We start from the raw sequence: 20,767 nt of genomic DNA, 5'->3' as shown, positions 1-20,767 counted from the left end.
GGTTCGCTCATGATCCAGTCTTCTTCGCATGCGTCGGATGCCGTCGCACCCGAAGGCCCTTTCCCCTTGTCGGCCGCCCAGCGCGGCATCTGGTTCGCCCAGCACATCGCGGGCGATACCCCCATCTCCATCGCCCAGTACGTCGAACTGTCCGGCGCGATCGACCTCGCGCTGCTGATCGACGCGGTCCAGCGGACCGGCCGTGAATTCGGTACCGGCTATCTACGGCTGGTCGATATCGACGGCCACCCCCATCAGATCGTCGATCTGAGCCTCGACGACGACGTCGCCGAACTCGATCTGCGCGACCGCCCCGACCCGGACGCGGCCGCGCACGCGTGGATGCGCGCCGAGTACACCGCACCACTGGATGTGATGCACGACCGATTAGTCCGCATCGCCATGCTGCGCGTCGGTGAGGATCGCTGGTTCTGGTACGCGCGCATGCACCACATCGTGCTGGACGGGATGGGCGCGCTGGCTCTGGTGCAGCGCGTCGGCGAGCTCTACAACGCCGCCTTCGAGGGTCGTGAGCCGCCGCGGACCAAGGCCGAGCCGTTGCAGAAGATCGTCGACGCCGATCTGGCCTACCGCACCTCCGACCGTTTCACGACCGACCGCGAGTACTGGCGCGAGCACTTGGCCGCGCTGGCGGATCCGGTGACGCTCGCCGGCCGCGACGCCGAGGTCGACGCGCACCCCAGCCGGGTATCGGGCGCGCTGCCCGCGGAGACCGGTTCCCTGCTGGATTCGGTGGCGGCGTCGGTGAATTCGGGTGTCGCACCGACGGTGGTCGCGGCGTTCGGCGCCTATCTCGCCGCGATGACCGGGGCGCCGGAAGTGGTGCTGAGCCTGCCGGTCTCCGCGCGGACCTCGGCGACCCTGCGCCGTTCGGGCGGCATGCTCGCCAACGTCGTGCCGCTGCGCATGCGCCTCGATCCCACCACCACCGTCGGGGCGGCGATTCTCGCCGTGCAGAGCGAGCTGACCGGTGCGTTGCGCCGCCAGCGGTACCGCCAGGAGGACATCGTCCGCGATCTCGGCTGGGCGATGGACGAGGCGGCGTCGTTCGGTCCGGCCGTGAATCTCATGATGGTCGATACCAAGATCGCGCTCGGTCCGGTCGTCGGGCGGCTCCATGTGCTCACCTCCGGCCTGATCGACGACCTGTTCGTCAACCTGTACCCGGGCGTCGGCGGCGAGAGCACCCATATCGATCTGCAGGGCAACGCGAACCTGTACAGCGACGCCGAGCTGGCGGGCCATCACGAGCGATTCCTGCTGTTCCTGCATCGTTTCCTCGTCGCCGGACCGGACGCCCCGCTCTCGGCGGTGCCGGTTCTCTCGGATGCCGAGCGGGCGGCCTCGGTGCCCGCGCGTGGTCCGGCCGGGGTCGCGACGCGCACGCTGCCCGAGATCCTCGCCGCGGGCGCCGCGATCGACCCGGACGCGGTGGCGCTGCGCTGGGGCGTCGACGACACCCTGAGCTACCGCGAGGTCGACGACTACACCAATCGCCTGGCCCGGGTGCTGATCGCCGCCGGTGCCGGGCCTGAACACGCTGTGGCGCTGTCGATTCCGCGCTCATCGGATTCCGTGCTCGCCACCATCGCGGTGGCCAAGACCGGTGCGCCGTTCGTGCCGATCGATCCGACCTACCCCGACGATCGCATCGAGCACATGATCGACGACAGCGGGGTGGTCATCGGCTTGACGATCGACGAGGTACGAAAGTCCCTGCCCGGCAATGTCGATTGGCTCTCGCTGGACGACGCGACCACCGCCGCGGACCTCGCCACCCATGACCCCGCGCCGATCACCGACGCCGACCGTACTGCCGCGATCGCGCCGGATCAGGTCGCCTACATCATCTACACCTCCGGGTCGACCGGTCTGCCCAAGGGCGTGCTGGTCTCGCATCGCGGCCTGGCGAACCTCGCGGCGAGTTCGGGAGCCGGGTTCGGGGTCGAGCCGGACTCTGTTGTCGCCCACGCGGTCTCGCCGAGTTTCGATATCTCCGTCGAGGAGATCGTGGTGACCGCGGCCGCAGGCGCGACCCTGGCGGTGGTGCCGCCGTCGGCGTACGCGGGTGAGGACATGGCGCGGGTGCTGCGCACGCACCGGGTCACCCATCTCAATGTCACCCCGGCGGTCGTCGGTTCGCTCGATCCGGCGACGCTGCCCGACTTGCGCACGATCGTGGTCGGTGGTGACGCGTGCCCGCCGGAGCTGGTGGCGAAGTGGGCCGGTCGCTCGCTGATCAACGGGTACGGGCCCACCGAAACGACCATCACCACCACACTGAGCGAACCGCTGGTGCCCGGCGCTCCGGTGACGATCGGCAGCCTGGTCGGTGGTGTCTCCGGCCTGGTGCTCGACCCGTGGCTGCGCCCGGTACCCGCGGGCACGGTGGGTGAGCTGTACCTCGCGGGCCCCGGCGTCGCGCGTGGTTATCATCGGCGCGGCGGCTTGACCGCGAGCCGGTTCGTGGCGAATCCGCACGCACCGGGCGAGCGGATGTATCGCACCGGCGATCTGGTGCGCTGGTCCGACGACGGGGCGCGCCTCACCCTGGAATACCAGGGACGCAGCGACTTCCAGGTGAAGGTGCGCGGCTACCGGATCGAGCTCGGCGAGATCGATGCCGCGTTGCAGCGGCTGCCCGGGATCGACTTCGCGATCACCCTCGGTGTCGAGTCGCCGACCGGCGCCACCGCGCTCGTCGCCTATGTGACGGCCGAGCCGGGTGCCGATGTCCATCCCGAAGCCGTGAAAGCCGCTGTGGGCGAGACACTTCCGGCGTATATGGTGCCCACCGTCGTGATGGTGCTCGACCGGGTACCACTGACGCCGCTCGGCAAGGTGGACCGAAAGGCATTGCCCGCACCGGATTTCGGTGCCCGCTCGGTCGTGAGCCGGGCGCCGTCCACCCCGCGCGAGGAAGCTATGGCAACCCTGTTCGCCGAGGTGCTCGGACTCGACACGGTCGGTGTCGACGACAGTTTCTTCGCTCTCGGTGGCGACAGCATCGTGTCGATCCAGCTGGTCTCGCGGGCGAAGGCCGCCGGTATCTCGTTCAGCGCCCGCGATGTCTTCGAACGCAAGACGGTCGCCGCGCTGGCCGCTGTCGCCGACGACACCGCGGCGCACGTGGTGGACGAGCTGCCCGGTGGCGGGGTCGGTGCGGTAGAACTCACCCCGATCGTGCACGCGATGGTCGAGCATCCGGACACCTGGGGACGCTACGGGCAGGCCGTCCTGATCGGGCTCCCCGACGATTTCGACCGTCCGAGGCTCGCGGCGGCGCTCCAGGTCCTGCTCGAGCACCACGATCTGCTCCGCTCCTCGCTGCGACCGACCGCCGACGGCTGGGACTGGATTGTCGCCGAGCGTGGTTCGGTCGACGCCGGGGATCTGATCGACGTCGCCCGAGCCGACACCGAGGACGCGGTCGAGCGCGCCTTGCAGAACGCCGCGGACCTGCTCGATCCCACCGCGGGCGCCGTTGCCCGCTTCGTGTTCATCGAACGCGCCGACGCCGCCCCCCTGTGCTGGCTGGTCCTGCACCACCTGGTCACCGACGGCGTCTCGTGGCGAATCCTGCTGCCGGACTTGGCTACCGCGGCCTTCGGCGGCGCACTCGACCCGATCGGGACCTCCTTCCGCCGCTGGGCGCACAGCCAGCCCGAGAACGCCACGACACGTCTGGACGAACTGCCGATCTGGCAAAGAATCCTGGCCACGCCCGACCCACCATTCGCCCGGGCCGACCGTCGGACCGCTGACAGCGCGAAGGCCACTTCGGTGGCGCAGACCGTGTCGGCCCCTTGCGCCTTCGACCCGGCCCTCGATGTGGTCGCCACGATGGCGCAGTGGCAGACGACGGTGCCTTCGGATGTCGCACAGGCCGTCTTGCACGGCGTGCCCGAGCAGTTCCATTGCGGCGCTGACGATGTGCTGCTGGCCGCCCTCGCCATGGCCGTGTGCCGGTGGCGTGATCGGACCGGCGCCCTGGTGACGCTGGAGGGCCACGGCCGCGACGAATCCCTGCTGCCCGGCGCCGATGTCGCGCGCACGGTCGGCTGGTTCACCAGTGTGTACCCCGTCGCGCTCGACCTGACCGGGATCGACCTCGGCGAAGCGTTCGCCGGTGGCCCGGCAGCGGGCTCGGCGATCAAGGCGGCCAAGGAGCAGTTGCGGTCGGTCCCCGATCGCGGGGTCGGCTTCGGCCTGCTCCGCTACCTGAACCGCGAGGCCGCCGCGGAGCTGACGGATGCGCCCACACCCCAGCTGAGCTTCAACTACCTCGGCAGGGCGGTGACCGGCGCCGATCCCTGGGTGCCGCGACGCTTCGCCGCGACCAACGACGACCGAGCCCCACTGGCCGCGGTCGTCGACATCAACGCGGTGCTGACCGATGCCGGACTGGAGGTCACCTGGGCCTATGCGAGCAGGCTGCTCGACGAGGCCGACGTGCGCGGATTGGCGCAGCTGTGGTCGCAGGCCCTGCGGGCACTGGTCACCCACGCCGCAACCGGCGACGCGGGTGGCCGCACTCCCTCGGATTTCGCGCTCGTCACAGTCGATCAGCCGCAGATCGAGCGCTGGGAGCACGCCTACCCGACGCTCATCGACATCTGGCCGCTCTCGCCGCTGCAGTACGGCCTGCTCTTCCACGCGCTCTACGACTCCGACACCGCCGACGGTTACACGGTCCAATCGCTGCTCACCCTCGCGGGCACGGTCGACGCCACCCGGCTGCGCGGTGCCGCACAGGCGCTCGTGGATCGGCACGAGAACCTGCGCGTCGCCTTCGTGGAGACCGACGACGGGCCACGTCAACTCGTCCTGTCCGCCGCCGAGATCCGCTGGGAAGAAGTAGATCTCACCACGATCACCGACGAAGCCCAGCGAGCGCGCGAGCTCGCTCGTGTGATCGAGCTCGACGCGCTGACCCGCTTCGACCTGACCCGGCCCCCCTTGCTGCGCTTCACCCTGATCAGGACCGGCGAGGAAACGTTCCGGCTCGTCATGACCAATCACCATCTGGTGCTGGACGGTTGGTCGACACCGCTGCTGGTCCGGGAACTGCTCACCCTGTACGTCACCGCGGGCGACGCGTCGATACTGCCGCCCGCCCAGTCCTACCGCGACTTCCTGTCCTGGCTCGGAGACCAGGACGCGGAGGCCTCGCTCTCCGCGTGGAAACAGGCCATGGCCGGAATCGACACCCCGACCCGTGCCGTCCCCACCCTCGCCGGCATCGAGTCGACCGAGACCGCGATGCTCTCGCACGACCTGTCCAGCGCCACGGTCGCGGCACTCGAAGCCGCTGCCAGAGCAGCGGGCGCGACGGTGAACACGCTGGTCCAGGCGGGTTGGTCGCTGCTGCTGGCGATGCTCACCGGACGCACCGATGTGGTGTTCGGCGCCACGGTGTCCGGTCGGCCGCCGGAACTGCCCGGGGTCGAGGAGATGGTCGGGCTGTTCATCAACACCGTCCCGGTGCGGGTGACGCTGGATCCGTCGGAGCAGGTCTGCGACCTGCTGGCCCGTGTGCAGGCCGAGCAGGCACGGCTCATGGACCACCAGCACGTCGGCCTCGCCGCCATCCACCGCGTGGTCGGACTGGCCGAATTGTTCGACACCCTCACCGTTTTCGAGTCCTACCCGATCGATCGCGAGGCACTGTCGCAGGCGCTCGACATCGCGGGCATGCGGGTGCTCGATGTCGAGGGCACCGACGCGACGCCGTACCCGTTGAACCTCATGGTGATTCCGCTGCGTGGCGAGGCCGGCGCGGGCGACGCCCTGCGCATCACCGTGAAGTTCATGGCCGATCAGCTCGAACCCGCTGCGGCACAGACGCTGCTGGACCGTTTCGTCCGGGTGCTCGCCCAACTCGCCGACAATCCGCACACCCCGGTCTCGCAATTGCGCAACTGCAGTGACGACGAATTGGCCACGCTGGCACCGGTTCACGGGCCACCGCCCTTGCCGATGCGCACGCTGCCCGACATTCTCACCGCGGGCGCGCGCATCGATCCCGCCGCGATCGCGGTCAGCGCGGGCGAGCTGCGGATGAGTTACGGCGACCTCGACGCCTGGTCGAACCGGTTCGCCCGGGTCCTGCTCCGTCGCGGGATCGGCCCCGAGACCTTCGTCGTGCTCGCACTCACCCGGTCGCTGGAATCGGTGGTCGCCGTCTGGGCGCTGGCCAAGACGGGGGCGGCCTTCGTCCCGCTGGATCCGAGCTATCCGGTGGAGCGGATCGAGCACATGCTCTCCGATTCGAAGGCCCCGATCGGCGTCACCGTGACCGCCGTCGGCGAAGACCTGCCCGGGTCCATCGACTGGCTGTTGCTCGACGATCTGAACACCATGCGCCGCGCCATGCTGGTCTCGGACGCGCCGATCACCGACGCCGAGCGCGGCGGCCCGCTCGACATCGACCACACGGCCTATCTGATCTACACCTCCGGTTCCACCGGCAAACCGAAGGCGGTCCTGCTCAGTCATCGCGGCATCGCGAATCTCGTCGCCGCCCAGCGCGAAACCCTGGCGCTCGACCCGACCGCCAGCGCACTGCAGGTCGCCTCCCCCAGCTTCGACGCCTCGGTCTTCGAGATGCTGACCGCGCACGCCGCGGGGGGACGCCTGGTCGTCTCGCCGCCGGAGGTCTACGGCGGCGGCGAACTCCAGGCGCTGCTGCGCGCGGAGGGGGTCACCCATGCGGTGATCACCCCGTCGGCGCTGGCGACGATGGAGCCCACCGATCTCACCGAGCTGCGGGTGCTGGCGGTGGCCGGTGAGGCGGCCACCCCCGAGCTCATCGAGAAGTGGGCCGCGGGCAGGCGGATGGTGAATCTGTACGGCCCCACCGAGTTCAGCATCTGGGCGACCGGCCCCGCCGAACTGCTCCCCGGCGAGCCCGTCACCATCGGCGGGCCGATTCGCGGTGCGGCACTGGTGGTGCTGGACAGCTGGTTGCGTCCGGTTCCCGTCGGCATCGCCGGTGAGCTGTATCTGGCCGGGCCCGCACTGGCGCGCGGCTACTTCAACCGGTTCGAGATGACCGCGGGCCGGTTCGTCGCCAACCCGTTCGGCGTGGCCGGGGAACGGATGTACCGAACCGGCGACATGGTGCGCTGGGTCACGGACGAGAACGCCGCGCTCACCCTGGAATATCTGGGCCGCAGCGACTTCCAGGTCAAGATCCGCGGCCTGCGGATCGAACTGGGCGAGATCGACGCCGTGCTCTCGCGCGACGACGAGGTCGACTACGCGGTGACGATCGGTCGCGAAGGACCGGCGGGGGCCACCGTGCTCGTGTCCTACGTGCTTGCCGTGCCGGAGGTCGAACTCGACACCGAACGGCTACGCGCGCAGGTCGCGGCGGAACTGCCGGGGTACATGGTGCCCGCCTATGTCGTTGTCCTGGACGATATCCCGCTCACTCCGGTCGGCAAACTGGATCGCAAAGCCTTGCCGATACCGGACTTCTCGGCCACCCAGCAGTCCTATCTCGCGCCGCGCACACCGATCGAACAGGCCGTCGCCGCGGTGTTCGCCGAGGTACTCGGCAGCGAACGGGTGAGCGTCGACCAGTCCTTCTTCGAACTCGGCGGCAACTCGCTGAGCGCGACGAAGGTCGTCGCCCGGGTCAATTCGGCGCTCGGCTCCACCATCGCGCTGCGTGATCTGTTCGACGCGCCGAGCGTCGCCCAACTGTCGGCGCGGGTCGTCCCCGCCGCCGAGGGCAGTCCCGGCCGGCCCGCGCTGGCCCCGCGCCTGCGCCCGGACCGCATCCCCCTGTCCCCGGCCCAGCAGCGCATGTGGGTGCTCAATCAGCTCGACCCCGACTCGTCGGCCTACAACATCGCGATCGCCCTTCGCCTCACCGGCACCCTCGATGTGGAGGCCATGCGCCGCGCACTCGCCGACGTGGTCGAACGCCACGAAAGCCTGCGCACCCGCTACCCCGCCGATGCCGAGGGCCCGCGTCAGGTCATCGTCGGCATCGACACCGCGGTTCCGTCGATGCCGCTGATCGATACCGAAGACGGTGCGCCACTGCGGGATCAGATCAACGAGCTGGCAGGCACCGGCTTCGATCTCACCCGTCACGCGCCACTGCGTGTCAGCCTGTTCCGCCTCCACCGTCGCCCAGCCACGACCGGAGCCCACAACGCCCATCCGGCTCCCGGGACAACGCCGTTCGACTATGCGGCGCCGGTCAGTGCCCCCCTCGCGCCGATCGCCGGCCTTTCGTCGCGCGCCGAGGGCGCCCCACGATCCGAAGACCCTGTCCCGGTGCATGTAGTCGTCCTCGTCGTGCACCACATCAGCGCTGACGGCGCATCGATGGCCCCGTTGGCGGCGGATCTGGTCGCCGCGTACTCGGCGCGGGCATCGGGCGGCGCCCCCGGCCGGCCCCCGCTCACGGTGCACTACGCGGACTTCGCGCTGTGGCATCGCGAGCTTCTCGGCAGCGCGACCGACTCGGATTCTGTGGCAGCACAGCAGATCCGGTATTGGCGTGAGACGCTCGACGGCGCACCGGACGCGCTCGAGCTTCCCGCCGACCGCCCCCGCCCGGCGGTGCAGACGATGCGCAGCGACGATGTCGACTTCGCCGTCGACGAACAGACCCACCGCGCGCTGATCGACTTCGCCACCGCGAACGATGTCAGCGTCTTCATGGTCGTCCACGCCGCCCTCGCGATGCTCCTGGCCCGACTCGCCGGTACCGGCGATGTCGTCATCGGCACGCCGGTCGCGGGCCGCGGCGAGGCCGCGCTGGACGATCTCGTCGGCATGTTCGTCAACACCCTGGCCCTGCGCACGCCCGTCGACCCCGGCACCGGCTTCCGGCAGTTGCTCGCCACCGTGCGCGCCACCGACCTCGACGCCTTCGGCAACGCCGACGTCCCGTTCGAGCAGCTCGTCGCGGCGCTCGACCTCACCCGGTCGACCGCCCATCACCCGCTGTTCCAGATGTCGCTCTCACTCCAGAACTTCGTCGAACCGGTGCTCGAACTGCCCGGGCTCCGGGTCGAGGTCGAGGACTTCGACCGCCGCTCCTCGGCCTTCGACCTCACCCTCGACCTGCGCGAACGTTTCGACGAGACCGGCCCGGCAGGCATCGACGGCGTCCTCACCTACGCGACGGACCTGTTCGACGCCGCCACGGTCACCTCGTTCGCGACCCGATGGCGGCAGGTGCTCGCCGCCGTCCTCACCGACATCGATATCCGCCTCGCCGATATCGATGTGCTCGCCGAATCCGAACGCGCGGAACTCATCCCGGTCCGCGGCCCCGCCACCGCGGGCACGACCACCTTGGCCGAGCTGCTCACCGCCACCGCGTCAACCTGCCCCGGCCGACCAGCCCTGGTCGCCAACACCGCGACGATCACCTACGGTGCCCTCAACGCCCGGTCGAATCAGTTGGCCAGGCTGCTGATCGAGGCCGGAGCGCACACGGAATCCGTGGTAGCCCTCGGCCTCCCGCGGTGTGCCGAGCTCCACATCGGCATCTGGGCGGCGGCGAAGGTGGGCGCGGCGTTCCTGCCGGTCGACCCGAAGCACCCGCCGGACCGCATCGACCACATGCTCACCGATTCCGGCGCCCAGGTCGGGATCACCCTCGCCGAACACCGGCCGAAGCTCTCCGGCGCCACCCACTGGTTGATCCTGGACGACCCCGGCTTCGCCAACCGCCTGGACGCCACCGACGACGCGGACCTCACCCCCGGGGAACTACCGGTTCCGATCAGGGTCGAGAACCCGGCGTGGATGATCTACACCTCCGGCTCGACCGGCACCCCGAAAGGTGTCACCGTCACGCATCGCGGCCTGGCCGACCTGGTCGACTCCCAGCGCACCGACCTCACTCTCGACGAACACGCCCGGGTGATGCAGGTCGCCTCGCCGAGCTTCGACGCGTCGGTCTTCGAGGCGCTCATGGCCTTCGGTTGCGGCGGCGCCTCGGTGATCGCCCCGCCGGAGGTCTTCGGCGGCGGTCCCCTCGCGGAACTGATCGCCGCCGAGCAGGTCACCCACATGGTGATCACGCCGTCGGCACTGGCCACCATCGACCCCGCCGCCGTGTCGAGCCTGCGGGTGCTCGCGGTCGCGGGTGAGGCGGTCGGCCCCGATCTCGTCGCGCGCTGGTGCGGCGGTGCCGGCGGGCCGACGATGGTCAACCTGTACGGCCCCACCGAATACACCATCTGGGCAACAGGTTCCGAGCCGCTGTCCGCCGCGGAACCGGTGACCATCGGCGCTCCGGTTCGCGGTGCGTCCGCACTCGTCCTCGACGACCGCCTGCGCCCGGTACCCGTCGGCGTCGCGGGTGAGCTGTACCTGGCCGGCACCGCCCTCGCCCGGTGCTACCACGCGCGACCGAGCTTGACGGCAGCCCGTTTCATCGCCAACCCCTTCGGTCGCCCCGGCGAATGCCTCTATCGCACAGGCGACTCGGTGCGGTGGTCTCGCACCGCCGGCTCCGCTCGAGCGGACGGACCCGCGGGTTCACCTGCCGCATTGACCCTGGAATACCTCGGCCGCACCGACTTCCAGGTCAAGGTGCGCGGTCAGCGCATCGAGCTCGGCGAGATCGACGCGGTGCTCGGCGCCATCGACGGCGTCGATATCGCGGTGACGCTGGGCGTTCCCGGTCCCACCGGTTCCACCGCCCTCGCCGCCTACCTGGTGCGCATGCCCGGCGCCGACCTCGACATCGCGCACATCCGCGCTCTCGCCGCCGGCACGCTCCCCGCGTACATGGTGCCCGCCGCGTTCGTGGTGCTGGACGAGATCCCCATCAACGCGGTCGGCAAACTCGACCGAAAAGCCCTGCCGGAGCCGGTGTTCGCCACCGACGACACCCCGTACCGCGCACCGGAGACACCGACCGAACTGGTCCTCGCCGAGGTCTACGCCGAACTGCTCGGCCGCGCACAGGTCGGCATCGACGACTCGTTCTTCGCCCTCGGCGGCGACAGCATCCTCGCCATCCAGCTCGTCAGCCAGGCGAAGCTGCGCGGCGTGCACTGCACGCCGTTGCAGGTCTTCGAACACCGCACGGTGGCGGCGCTGGGCGCGGCCGTCGATGCCGCCGAGACAGTGGAAGCGCTCGCCGAACTGCCCGGCGGCGGCACCGGTGACCTGCCGCTGACGCCGATCGTGCGCTACATGGTGGAACGCGGCGGCGATTTCGACCGGTTCGCCCAGACCGCGGTCCTGGAACTGCCCGTCGGCATCGAACGCGCGCAACTCGTCGCCACCCTCGCGGCCGTGATCGACCGGCACGACATGCTGCGAGCCCGCTTGTGGGCCGCCGAGGACGGCTGGCGGGTGCGCGTGGCCGACCCCGGTTCCATCGACGTCGGCGCACTGGTGCACCGCACGGCCTTCGACGCCGCCATCGACCCGATCGAGCTGCGCGAATACGCCCAGACCGAGCTCGACTCCGCGATGAACCGGCTGAATCCGGCGGACGGGGTCGTGCTGCAGTTCGTGTGGCTGGATCCGGTCGGCGACGCCGGTGCGCACACCGGACCCGGGCGCCTGATCATCGTCGCGCACCATCTCGCGATCGACAGCGTGTCGTGGCGAATCCTGGTGCAGGACTTGATCGCCGCCTGGGCCCAGGTATCGGCGGGCGCCACCCCGGCCCTCCCCGATATCGGCACGTCGATGCGGCGCTGGTCGCACGCCATGACCGAGCAGGCCCGTTCCGAGCGGCGTCGCGCCGAACTCCCGTACTGGCAAGCGGTGGTGCACGGCCCCGACCCACTGCTCGGCACCCGTCAGCTCGATCCGGGCACGGATCAGGGGCAGACCGTCCGGCGCCTCGACATCGAGGTCGACGAAGACACCACCACAGCGCTGCTCACCACCCTGCCCCGGCTGTTCCAGGGCAGTGTCACCGACGCGCTGTTCGCCACCCTGGCCGTGGCGCTGGTGCGCTGGCGTGCGCGCAGAGGCGTGGACGAGCCCTCGGCGCTGCTGCGCTTGGAAGGCCATGGCAGACAGGAAGAAGTCGTGCCCGGCGCCGACCTGTCGCGGACCATCGGCTGGTTCACGAACCTGTACCCAGTGCGCCTCGATCTGGCCGGCATCGACATCGACGACGCGCTGGCGGGCGGCCCGGCCATGGGGGCGGCCATCTGCCGGGTCAAGCACGACCTGCTCGCGGTCCCCGACAAGGGCATCGGCTTCGGCCTGCTGCGCTACCTGAACACCGAAGCAGCCGAACAACTTCCGACGCGGCTGCCCGGCCAGATCTGCGTGAACTACCTGGGCGGGCACACCTCGGTCGACACCCCACCCGGCCTCGAAGGTCTCGGCTGGCTACCCACCGACGCGCTCGGCGAGCTCGAGGCGGCCGAACATCCGGAGGTGCCGATCATGGCGACGATCGAGATCAACGCCGTGGTCGTCGGCAACCGGCTGCGGGCCGACTTCGGTTACGCGGCACAGCTACTGGATCGTGCGGAGGTCGCCGAACTCGCCAGCCTCTGGGTCGAGGCACTCGACGCGGCAGCACGGTTCGCCGAAACCCCGGCCGCCCAGTCCGCTTCGGCCGACGAAGCCGCCGCCATGACAGCGCGCACGGCCACGGTCGTGGAACCGGGACCGACCGGACTCGGTCTCGACGTGCTGCTGCCGATCCGACCTGACGGCGATCGACCCGCGCTGTTCTGCGTCCACTCCTCCTCCGGAATGTCGTGGAGCTACCTGGGATTGGCCGAACAGCTTCGGCCGGGCCGCCCGATCTACGGGCTCCAGGCACCCGACCTCAGCGGCCGCGAACCCTCCGCGCGCTCCATCGAGGAGTTCGCCCGGCGCTACGTGCGCGAAATCCGCGCGGTGCAGCCGAGCGGCCCCTACCACCTGCTCGGCTGGTCCTTCGGCGGACTCATCGCCCAGGCCATGGCGGTGGAACTGAGGGCGGCGGGCGAGCAGGTGGGCGTCGTGGCACTCCTGGACACCGACACCGCCGATATCGACGGCGACACCATCGAGCGTCTCTCGCCGGGCGCCTTCATCAACACCTTCGGCGCCATCTTCGGCATCGACGACGTGCCCGCCGAATCGACCGCCGAACAAGCGGCCGAGCTCATCACCGCCCGGCTCGGCGGGGTCGAACTCATCGACGCGGCCACCATCGAGCGCATGGCGGGCTCCTACAACGCCTCCGCGGGCACCCGGACCGGATATCAGCGGCCGGTCTACCACGGCGACGTCGTCTATTTCCGCGCCACCGTCGACCCCGCCGAATGGATGGGACCCGACGGGTGGCGGCCCTACGTCACCGGCAGCATCACCGACCACGACGTCGACGTGACCCACGACGACATGACCAATCCCTACGCACTGTCGATCATCTCGCCACTGCTCGATGACCACTTGGAAGCAGGAGACCGGATATGAGCGTCGAACACACTCTCGTGCAGAGCAACCCGCGCACCGGTGGGGTCGTGGTCGAAGGGATCGAGAAGTCCTTCGGCGACGTGCACGCCCTACGCGGTGTCGATTTCGAGGCCGCCCCCGGTGAGGTGCTCGGCATCCTCGGCCCCAACGGCGCGGGCAAGACGACGATGGTGAACGTCCTGTCCACCCTGGTCACGCCCGACAGCGGGCGCGCGGTGGTCGCCGGACACGATGTCGTCGCCGACCCCGCCGCGGTGCGCAAGCGCATCATGCTGACCGGGCAGTACGCCGCGCTCGACGACATGCTCAGCGGCTACGAGAACCTCGTCATGTTCGGCAGGCTGATGGGGCTGCGCAAACCGCAGGCGCAGGCCAGGGCCAGGGAACTGCTCGGCGAATTCGACCTGGAGACGGCCGCGAATCGGCGCGTCGGCACCTACTCGGGCGGCATGCGGCGCCGCATCGACATCGCGTGTGGACTGGTGGTGCGGCCCGACGTCGTGTTCCTCGACGAGCCGACCACCGGCCTGGATCCCCGCAGCAGGCAGGGTGTCTGGGACCTGGTGCGCAGCTTCAAGACCGCGGGGATCACCACCCTGCTCACCACCCAGTATCTGGAGGAGGCCGACGCGCTCAGCGACCAGATCATCGTGATCGACCACGGTGTGGTGATCGCCTCGGGCACCGCGGACGAGTTGAAACATCGCACCGGCGGCAGCTACTGCGAGATCGTGCCGCTGGATCTGGAAGGGCTGCCCACCATCGTCACCGCGCTCGGCTCGCTGCTGCCCGCGGAGAACCTGGCCGCGATCACCCCCGAAACAGACCGCATCACCATCCCCGCGCCCGAGGGTGCCAAGACCCTCGCCGAGGCCCTGCGGCGACTCGACAACGCCTCGGTCGAACTCGTCGACATCGCCCTGCGCAGGCCCTCGCTCGACGATGTGTTCCTGCAACTCACCGGTCACCTGGCTTCGTCCGAGGACGAATCGAAGGCCACGGCATGACCGCCGCCACGTGGAACACCTCCGCGCGCGCGACACCGGTGACGGTGCAGCAGTGGTGGGTCCTGAGCACCCGGCTGATCGTGCCCTCGATCAAAACCGGCGAGTTCCTCGCCTCGGTACTCGCGCCCGCGGCCTTCACGGCCAGCTTCTACATCCCGCTGAAAACCGTGATGACGTTCTCCGGCAACGGTTTCAGCAGCTACGCCCAGTACATGATGCCGCTGGTGATCCTGCAGGCCGCCGCGTTCACCGCCATCTCGGCGGCGTTCCGCTCGGCCTCCGATTCAGTCGCCGGCCTCAACCGCCGCTTCGGCGCGATGCCGCTGCGCCCGCTGGTTCCGGTCGCGGCGCGGATGTCGGCCAACCTGTTCCGGCTGCTGATCGCGCTGGCCGCGGGGATCGCCGCGGGCTATGTGATCGGATTCCGATTCCGGCTCGACGCCGCGCACACCCTCGGCTACTTGGCGTTCTCGATCCTCATCGGACTCGCGTTCACCCTCGGCGCGGATGTGATCGGCACGCTGTCCAAGAGCCCCGAAGCCACCTCGCAGGCGCTGCTGCTGCCCCCGTTGATCTTCGGCATGCTCTCGACCGGTCTCGCACCGGCGAGCCAGTTCCCGGAGTGGATCCAGTGGTTCGTCCGCAATCAACCGGTCTCCCAGTTCGCGATCGTGTTGCGCGCGCTGGCCGGTGACACCACCGGCAACGCCGGAACGGTGACCTGGTCACTGGTGACCCCGTCGCTGCTCTGGCTCGCCGCCATGGTGGCGATCTGCGCGCCGGTGGCCATCCGGCTCAGTGCCAGGAGGGCCTGATGACAGACCAATCGGAGACCTCGGCGACGTCGCTGCTGCGGCACACGCTGATCCAGACCGAGCGGCTGCTGGTGCGATGGGCACGCAACCCGGTCACGCTGCTCGAGACCCTGCTCATCCCGTGTCTGCTGCTGGTGATGCTCAACATCGTGGTGGGCGGTCAGATCGAGAAGTTCACCGGCGACGACGCGCTCTACGGCTCGGTCCCGATGGTCGCCCTCGTCGGCGCGCTGTCGGGCGCCGTCGCGAGCGGCGTGCTGCTCGGCCGGGAACGCGACGCGGGCCTGCTGGCCCGATTCTGGGTGCTGCCCGTACATCGTGCGTCGGGCCTGATGTCCCGCATCCTCGCCGAGGGCTGCCGGATCCTGCTGGGCACCCTGACGGTGCTGATCGTCGGCTACCTGCTCGGCTTCCGCTTCCACCACGGTCCGCTGGCCGCCCTGGTGTTCTTGGCGATCCCCGTGGTGTTCGGGCTCGCCTTCGCCACCATGGTCACCGCCGTGGCCGTCTACAGCGCGAAGGCCTCGCTGGTCGAGGGCATCACGATCCTCGCCTCACTGATGATGTTCTTCAGCACCGGTTTCGTGCCGCTCGTCGCCTTCCCGACCTGGATTCAGCCGGTGGTGCGCTACCAGCCGATGTCGGTGGCCGTCGACGCGATGCGCGGACTGGCCGATCACGGTCCGGTCGCCGTGCCCCTGCTGCTCACCCTCGCCTGGTCCGGCGCCGCGGTCCTGGTGTTCGCTGTGCCCGCCGCCATCGGCTTCCGGCGCGCGAGCCGCCGGTAGCTCGGCCCGCGGCACTCGCGCCGTCGGCTACGCAGTACCCTCGTGCGCATGCTGGCGAGCGTCCGAAACCGCACCCGATTCCGTCGCACCGCAGAGCAGGGCGGGCGCGTCCGCTCGCGCGGCTTCGTCGTGGCCGCCGCGTTGCTGAGCGCCGCCGTGTTCACCGCGGGGTGTGCGAACAAGCACGATGACGCGAGCACGATCATCCGCACCACCACGAACATCGCCGGTGCGGGCGTGGTCGGGGCCGATCGCGACACCGCGACCGCGTGCCCGTTGCCGAGCGCGCCCGACGCGGGCTCCGGCGGCACCCGAACGGTCACCCACACCGCCGGGACCTCGCAGGTTCCCGCCGACCCGCAACGCATCGTCGTGCTCACCACCTCGGCGCTCGACGCGGCCTGCGCGGTCGGTCTGTGGGAGCGGGTCGCGGGGGCTGTGACCCTCGACGGCGACCGCTCGCAGCCGATGTACCTGGGTTACGGCGTCGTGAAGGTACCCAGCATCGGCCCGATCGGTCAGCCCGATCCGGCTCGGATCGCCGAGCTGAAACCCGATCTGATCCTCGGCGACGTCGCACCGGCCGCGGGCGGGTACGAGGCGCTGAGCAAGATCGCCCCCACCGTGCTGATCGGCGCGGGCGGCAGCTGGCAGTCCGACTTCGCCGCCTATTCCGCGGGCATGAACCGCAACGACGCCGCCGACACCGCACTGCAGAACTACCTCACCGAGGCCCACGACCTCGGCCCCGCACTGAACGCCACCCAGTCCCAGGCTTCGGTGCTGCGCTTCACCGCCGACACCACCCAGGTCCAGGGCACCGAAACCTTCGCCGCCCAGGTCCTGTCCGATGTCGGCGTCCAGCGCCCGACCGCTCAGCGCGGACCGTCCTTCGACATCACCGAAGCCGACCTGGCCACCAAAGCCGAAGGCGACGTCATCTACGTGATGTTCGACGGCCCGGACGGCGAGAAACACGGCAAACAGGTCCTGCGCTCCGACCAGTTCGAGGAATTGGGCGCCGCGACCGACAAGCGGGTCTTCGCGGTCGACGACAAGATCTGGCACACAACAGGTCTCACCGCCGCCCGCGCGGTCCTCACCGACCTGCGCAACAGCCTCAACGGCTACGTCACCGATTGACTCCCAGCAAGCTCCCAGCGTGTTCGCAGTTCCAGCGCAGCCCTGCTGCCTAGCGTGGTCGGCAACAAGGCAGCGAAGGAGCAGGCATGGACGAGCACGATCTGGGACTGGGGCACGATCTCCGAGTGATGTCGCGGCGGCGAGCGCTGAGCTTTCTCGGCGTCGCCGGGGTCGCGGCAGCGGCGGCGGGGTGCGCGGCCTCGACCGACAGCTCCGGCACGAGCACGAGCTCGGCCGACACCACCACCTCCACGTCCGCGCAGACTCCGGTCGCGGCACCGCAGGAGACGGCGGGACCCTACCCGGGTGACGGTTCCAACGGACCCAATGTCCTGATCGAATCCGGCGTGGTGCGCTCCGATATCACCACCAGCTTCGGCTCGTATTCCGGCACCGCCCAGGGTGTTCCGATGACGCTCACGCTGAATCTGCGCGACCTCGTGAAGAACGCGGCAGGCACCGGAATGGCGGTATACGTCTGGCATTGCGACCGTGAGGGCCGGTACTCCCTCTACACCGAGGGCGCCACCGAACAGAACTACCTGCGCGGCGTACAAGTGGCCGACGACGCCGGCACCGTCCGGTTCACCTCGATCTTCCCCGCCTGCTACGCCGGTCGCTGGCCACACATCCACTTCGAGGTCTACGACTCCCTGAGCACCGCGGTCGCAGGCGACAACGCCCGCCTCACCTCCCAGATCGCCCTCCCCCAAGACGCGTGCACCACGGTCTTCGACGCCGACTCCGGCTACGCGAACAGCACCCGCAACCTGTCCGGGGTAACCCTCGCCTCCGACGGCGTCTTCGGCGACGGCTGGGACGCCGAACTGGCCACCGTCACCGGCACCCCCGCCACCGGCATGTCCGTCGCACTCACCATCGGCGTAGCAGCCAAATCCCAGAACATCCAGTCCGACAACGGTTTCCCGGGCTCGCCCCCCGCGGGCAGCGGCGCACCGGGCGGCCCACCACCCGGCGGCCAAGCCCCCCGCTGAAAGGCCAGCGTGTACTGGCCGGTGGCCGTGAACCCGCTATCCTCAGGACGCGACTCCGTCGCGCCATCGCTGGGGAGGGTCGATGAACAGCAGCACCACTACATCTCTGCCACGGCTACCGGACTATTCGCGTCCGGCTACCGCTGCGGCGATCCTCGGGGCAGCCGTTCTCTCAGGTGGCGTCACGGTCGCCATCTACAGCCTGTACTTCGCGGCGGATAATCCCTTCGCAGGCACCATCGATTCGGAAGAAACACTCTCGGACACACTGGGCGTGTTCTCGATCGCCTTCGGCGCGGCGGCGCTGCTCCTCCTGGCAGTCGCCCTGAGGTGGTCGGTGACGCTGAGGGCCGCGGGCTTCGGGAACCCACCCGTTCTGATCATGTCCGTCGTTCTGGCCGTCGAAGTCATTATCTGCGCGAACCTCGACATCCTGTCCACCGTCGATCAGGTATTCGATGACTATGCGGCATATCCGCGACTCCCGATGGCAGTCGCCGCGTGGTACCTGGTCATTGCCGGCTCAGTTCTGGCCCTCGGTACGACCCTCGCGCCCCCGAGTCGACGGGCATTGACCACGCGATCCGGTGCCGTCCTGGCCGCGATCGGCGTACTCGCTTGCGCCGCCGCAGCGGGTGTCGCCCAATGTGTCGGCGACGATGACCGAGTCATCGACCACCGCACCGCCGCTGCCACCGCCGTTTCACCGGTCCCGAATCGCCTGGGGTCCGAGAAGTTCCGGATCAACCTGAAAGATTCCCGTCGCGTTGTCGTCGGCGGGAACGGATTCTTCGTCGGGTCGAAGGAAGGCATCACCGCCTACGACGGCGCCACCGGCAATCCACGCTGGCATTACCTTCGTCCGAAGGTCACCTCTCGCGGCGTCCAGCACAGCCCTGACAGCATGGTGTCCGTTCCGGCCGAAAATGTCGTCGCCACCTACTGGGAGAATCTCGGCTGGATCGCGTTCGACGCATCGACCGGCGAAAGACTGTGGACCGACTCGGAATTCAGCCGCGGCCGCCCAGAACATGGGCCGACGGCCGGTACAACGTATGGCGACGAGCCCGCACCGTTCCTGGTCAGGGTTACCGACTGCACCTTGGCGCGATATGAGGCCCGCAGCGGGCGCCTGATGTGGGCGCACCCCGGCCAAAACGTGTGCCGGATCAGGGATTCGAAGATCGCGGTCACTTCGCACGCGATTTACCGAATGTCGGCGGTCGGCACGACGCAGACCCTGATCTCCGCCTTCGACCTTGCTACCGGCGCGACTGTCGCCGAGCGGAAAATTCCCAACCCTGATTCCGATCGCACACCGAAGCTGTCGGTGGTCGATGATGTCGTCTCGATCGACTGGCACGACAAGACCGCGGGTCACCTGCGTTTCGAGTCCCCCGACAACTTGCGCACCGCCGCGGTCACCGAACCCGCCGAGGTCATCGCCGCCGACCCGTCCACCGGCACGATTGTCACGCGTTCCGACCGTGATGCCGTCACCATGTCGGAGACCCGCGCACCCGCCGGGTCACGCCCGGTCGTGGGACTTCCCTCCTATTGGTCCTACAAATTCGACGCGCTGTTGCTCACGGATGAACTGGTCATTTCGACTGAAGGCCTACGCACATGGAAACGCAGTGACCTCACCGAGAACACCCCGGACGACGCCCTCAGCTCCTGCTCGCTACTCGGTGCGAGCCAGGCCCCTGGTGTCGTCCTCCTCCGCTGCGGCGACAGCCGATCAACCCCGCAAATCGTCGGATTCGCACCCTGATGCCGCCTCGCTAGCAGGTACTCCAGCGCCACTCATGGTGGCGAGAACCACCTCAGCTCGGTGAGCGAGCTCCCGCGGCGGCCAATCCCAGGTGCACGATCTCGATGAAGGCCGTGAGATCGGTGATCAGGACGTCGATGTCGCCGGTAGCGCCCGCGTCGGTGTGGAGCCAGTCGGCGACGGTTTCGAACAGGCCGCCGATCGCGGAGACGGCGAGGGCGTGCAGGTCGACGCCGATTCCCCCGGGGGGCACGAATCCGTATTCGCGCCACACGGTTTCGAGGAACTGGGCGGCCCAGCGGCGGTTGACGCGGCGCTGCTGTTCGACCTTCGCCGAAATGCCGCTGGCCTCACCGAAAGTCACCTTCGCCACGCGGGGGTCGTCGACCATCGAATGAGCGAAGGCGCCGATGACGGCGGCGACCACGTCGTCGCGGGCGCCGGAGGATTCCGCCAGCGCGGCGGCGACCCTGTCCTGCGCGCGTTCGCTCTGCTGCTGCAGCAGCGCCAGATAGCAGTCTTCTTTGCTGTCGAAGAGCTCGTAGAAGGCCTTGTTGCCGACGAAGGCGGTCTGGCAGATCTGCTCGATCGCGGTGTTGACGTAACCGTCGGCGGCGATCAGGTCGAAGGCGGCGGCCAGGATCTGTTCGCGCCTGCGCGCGCGGCGCTGATCGGCGTCCAGGCCCTGGATGCGCCGGGAGCGGACTTGGCTCTTGTCGGTCGACGTCACGCAGCTCAGCCTACAGATCGCCGAATATAAACAAGGACTCTTGTTCTCAACAAGCCATCGTGCTGTAATCAG

General features: G+C 69.2%; 8 protein-coding genes. 7 read left to right on the top strand and 1 reads right to left on the bottom strand.

The genetic code is table 11. The features are described 5' to 3' along the window. Positions 1–9: 9 nt before the first annotated feature. From ACFWFP_RS01375 to ACFWFP_RS01345, 7 genes are all read left to right on the top strand, one after another. Positions 10–13,443: an amino acid adenylation domain-containing protein gene (locus ACFWFP_RS01375; protein WP_379292551.1), complete on the top strand. Its 13,434-nt coding sequence runs from the start codon at positions 10–12 to the stop codon at positions 13,441–13,443. After that, entirely contained in the window at positions 13,440–14,450 is a 1,011-nt protein-coding gene (locus ACFWFP_RS01370; RefSeq protein WP_379292550.1) for an ATP-binding cassette domain-containing protein, read from the top strand. The genes ACFWFP_RS01375 and ACFWFP_RS01370 overlap by 4 nt, the downstream gene beginning before the upstream one ends. Beyond that, positions 14,447–15,265: an ABC transporter permease gene (locus ACFWFP_RS01365; protein ID WP_379292549.1), complete on the top strand. Its 819-nt coding sequence runs from the start codon at positions 14,447–14,449 to the stop codon at positions 15,263–15,265. Before ACFWFP_RS01370 ends, ACFWFP_RS01365 begins: the two co-directional genes overlap by 4 nt. Continuing rightward, on the top strand, positions 15,265–16,053 hold the full coding sequence (locus ACFWFP_RS01360) for an ABC transporter permease (RefSeq protein WP_379292548.1): 789 nt from the start codon (positions 15,265–15,267) through the stop codon (positions 16,051–16,053). Before ACFWFP_RS01365 ends, ACFWFP_RS01360 begins: the two co-directional genes overlap by 1 nt. 48 nt (positions 16,054–16,101) lie before the next feature. After that, positions 16,102–17,196 (top strand): ABC transporter substrate-binding protein, encoded by a 1,095-nt coding sequence (locus ACFWFP_RS01355; RefSeq protein WP_379292547.1) that lies wholly within the window; start codon positions 16,102–16,104, stop codon positions 17,194–17,196. A gap of 86 nt (positions 17,197–17,282) precedes the next feature. Then, on the top strand, positions 17,283–18,191 hold the full coding sequence (locus tag ACFWFP_RS01350; RefSeq protein ID WP_379292546.1) for a dioxygenase: 909 nt from the start codon (positions 17,283–17,285) through the stop codon (positions 18,189–18,191). Positions 18,192–18,273: 82 nt separating this feature from the next. After that, positions 18,274–19,965 (top strand): PQQ-binding-like beta-propeller repeat protein, encoded by a 1,692-nt coding sequence (locus ACFWFP_RS01345; protein ID WP_379292545.1) that lies wholly within the window; start codon positions 18,274–18,276, stop codon positions 19,963–19,965. Positions 19,966–20,017: 52 nt separating this feature from the next. Here ACFWFP_RS01345 and ACFWFP_RS01340 read toward each other — a convergent pair whose 3' ends face one another. Beyond that, positions 20,018–20,695: a TetR/AcrR family transcriptional regulator gene (locus tag ACFWFP_RS01340; protein ID WP_379292544.1), complete on the bottom strand. Its 678-nt coding sequence runs from the start codon at positions 20,693–20,695 to the stop codon at positions 20,018–20,020. Between the last annotated feature and the right edge of the window lie 72 nt (positions 20,696–20,767).

Origin of the sequence: Nocardia sp. NPDC060249 (genome assembly GCF_042728755.1) — a bacterium.
Taxonomy (GTDB): Bacteria; Actinomycetota; Actinomycetes; order Mycobacteriales; family Mycobacteriaceae; genus Nocardia.
This window is presented reverse-complemented; position numbering and strand designations above follow the sequence as displayed.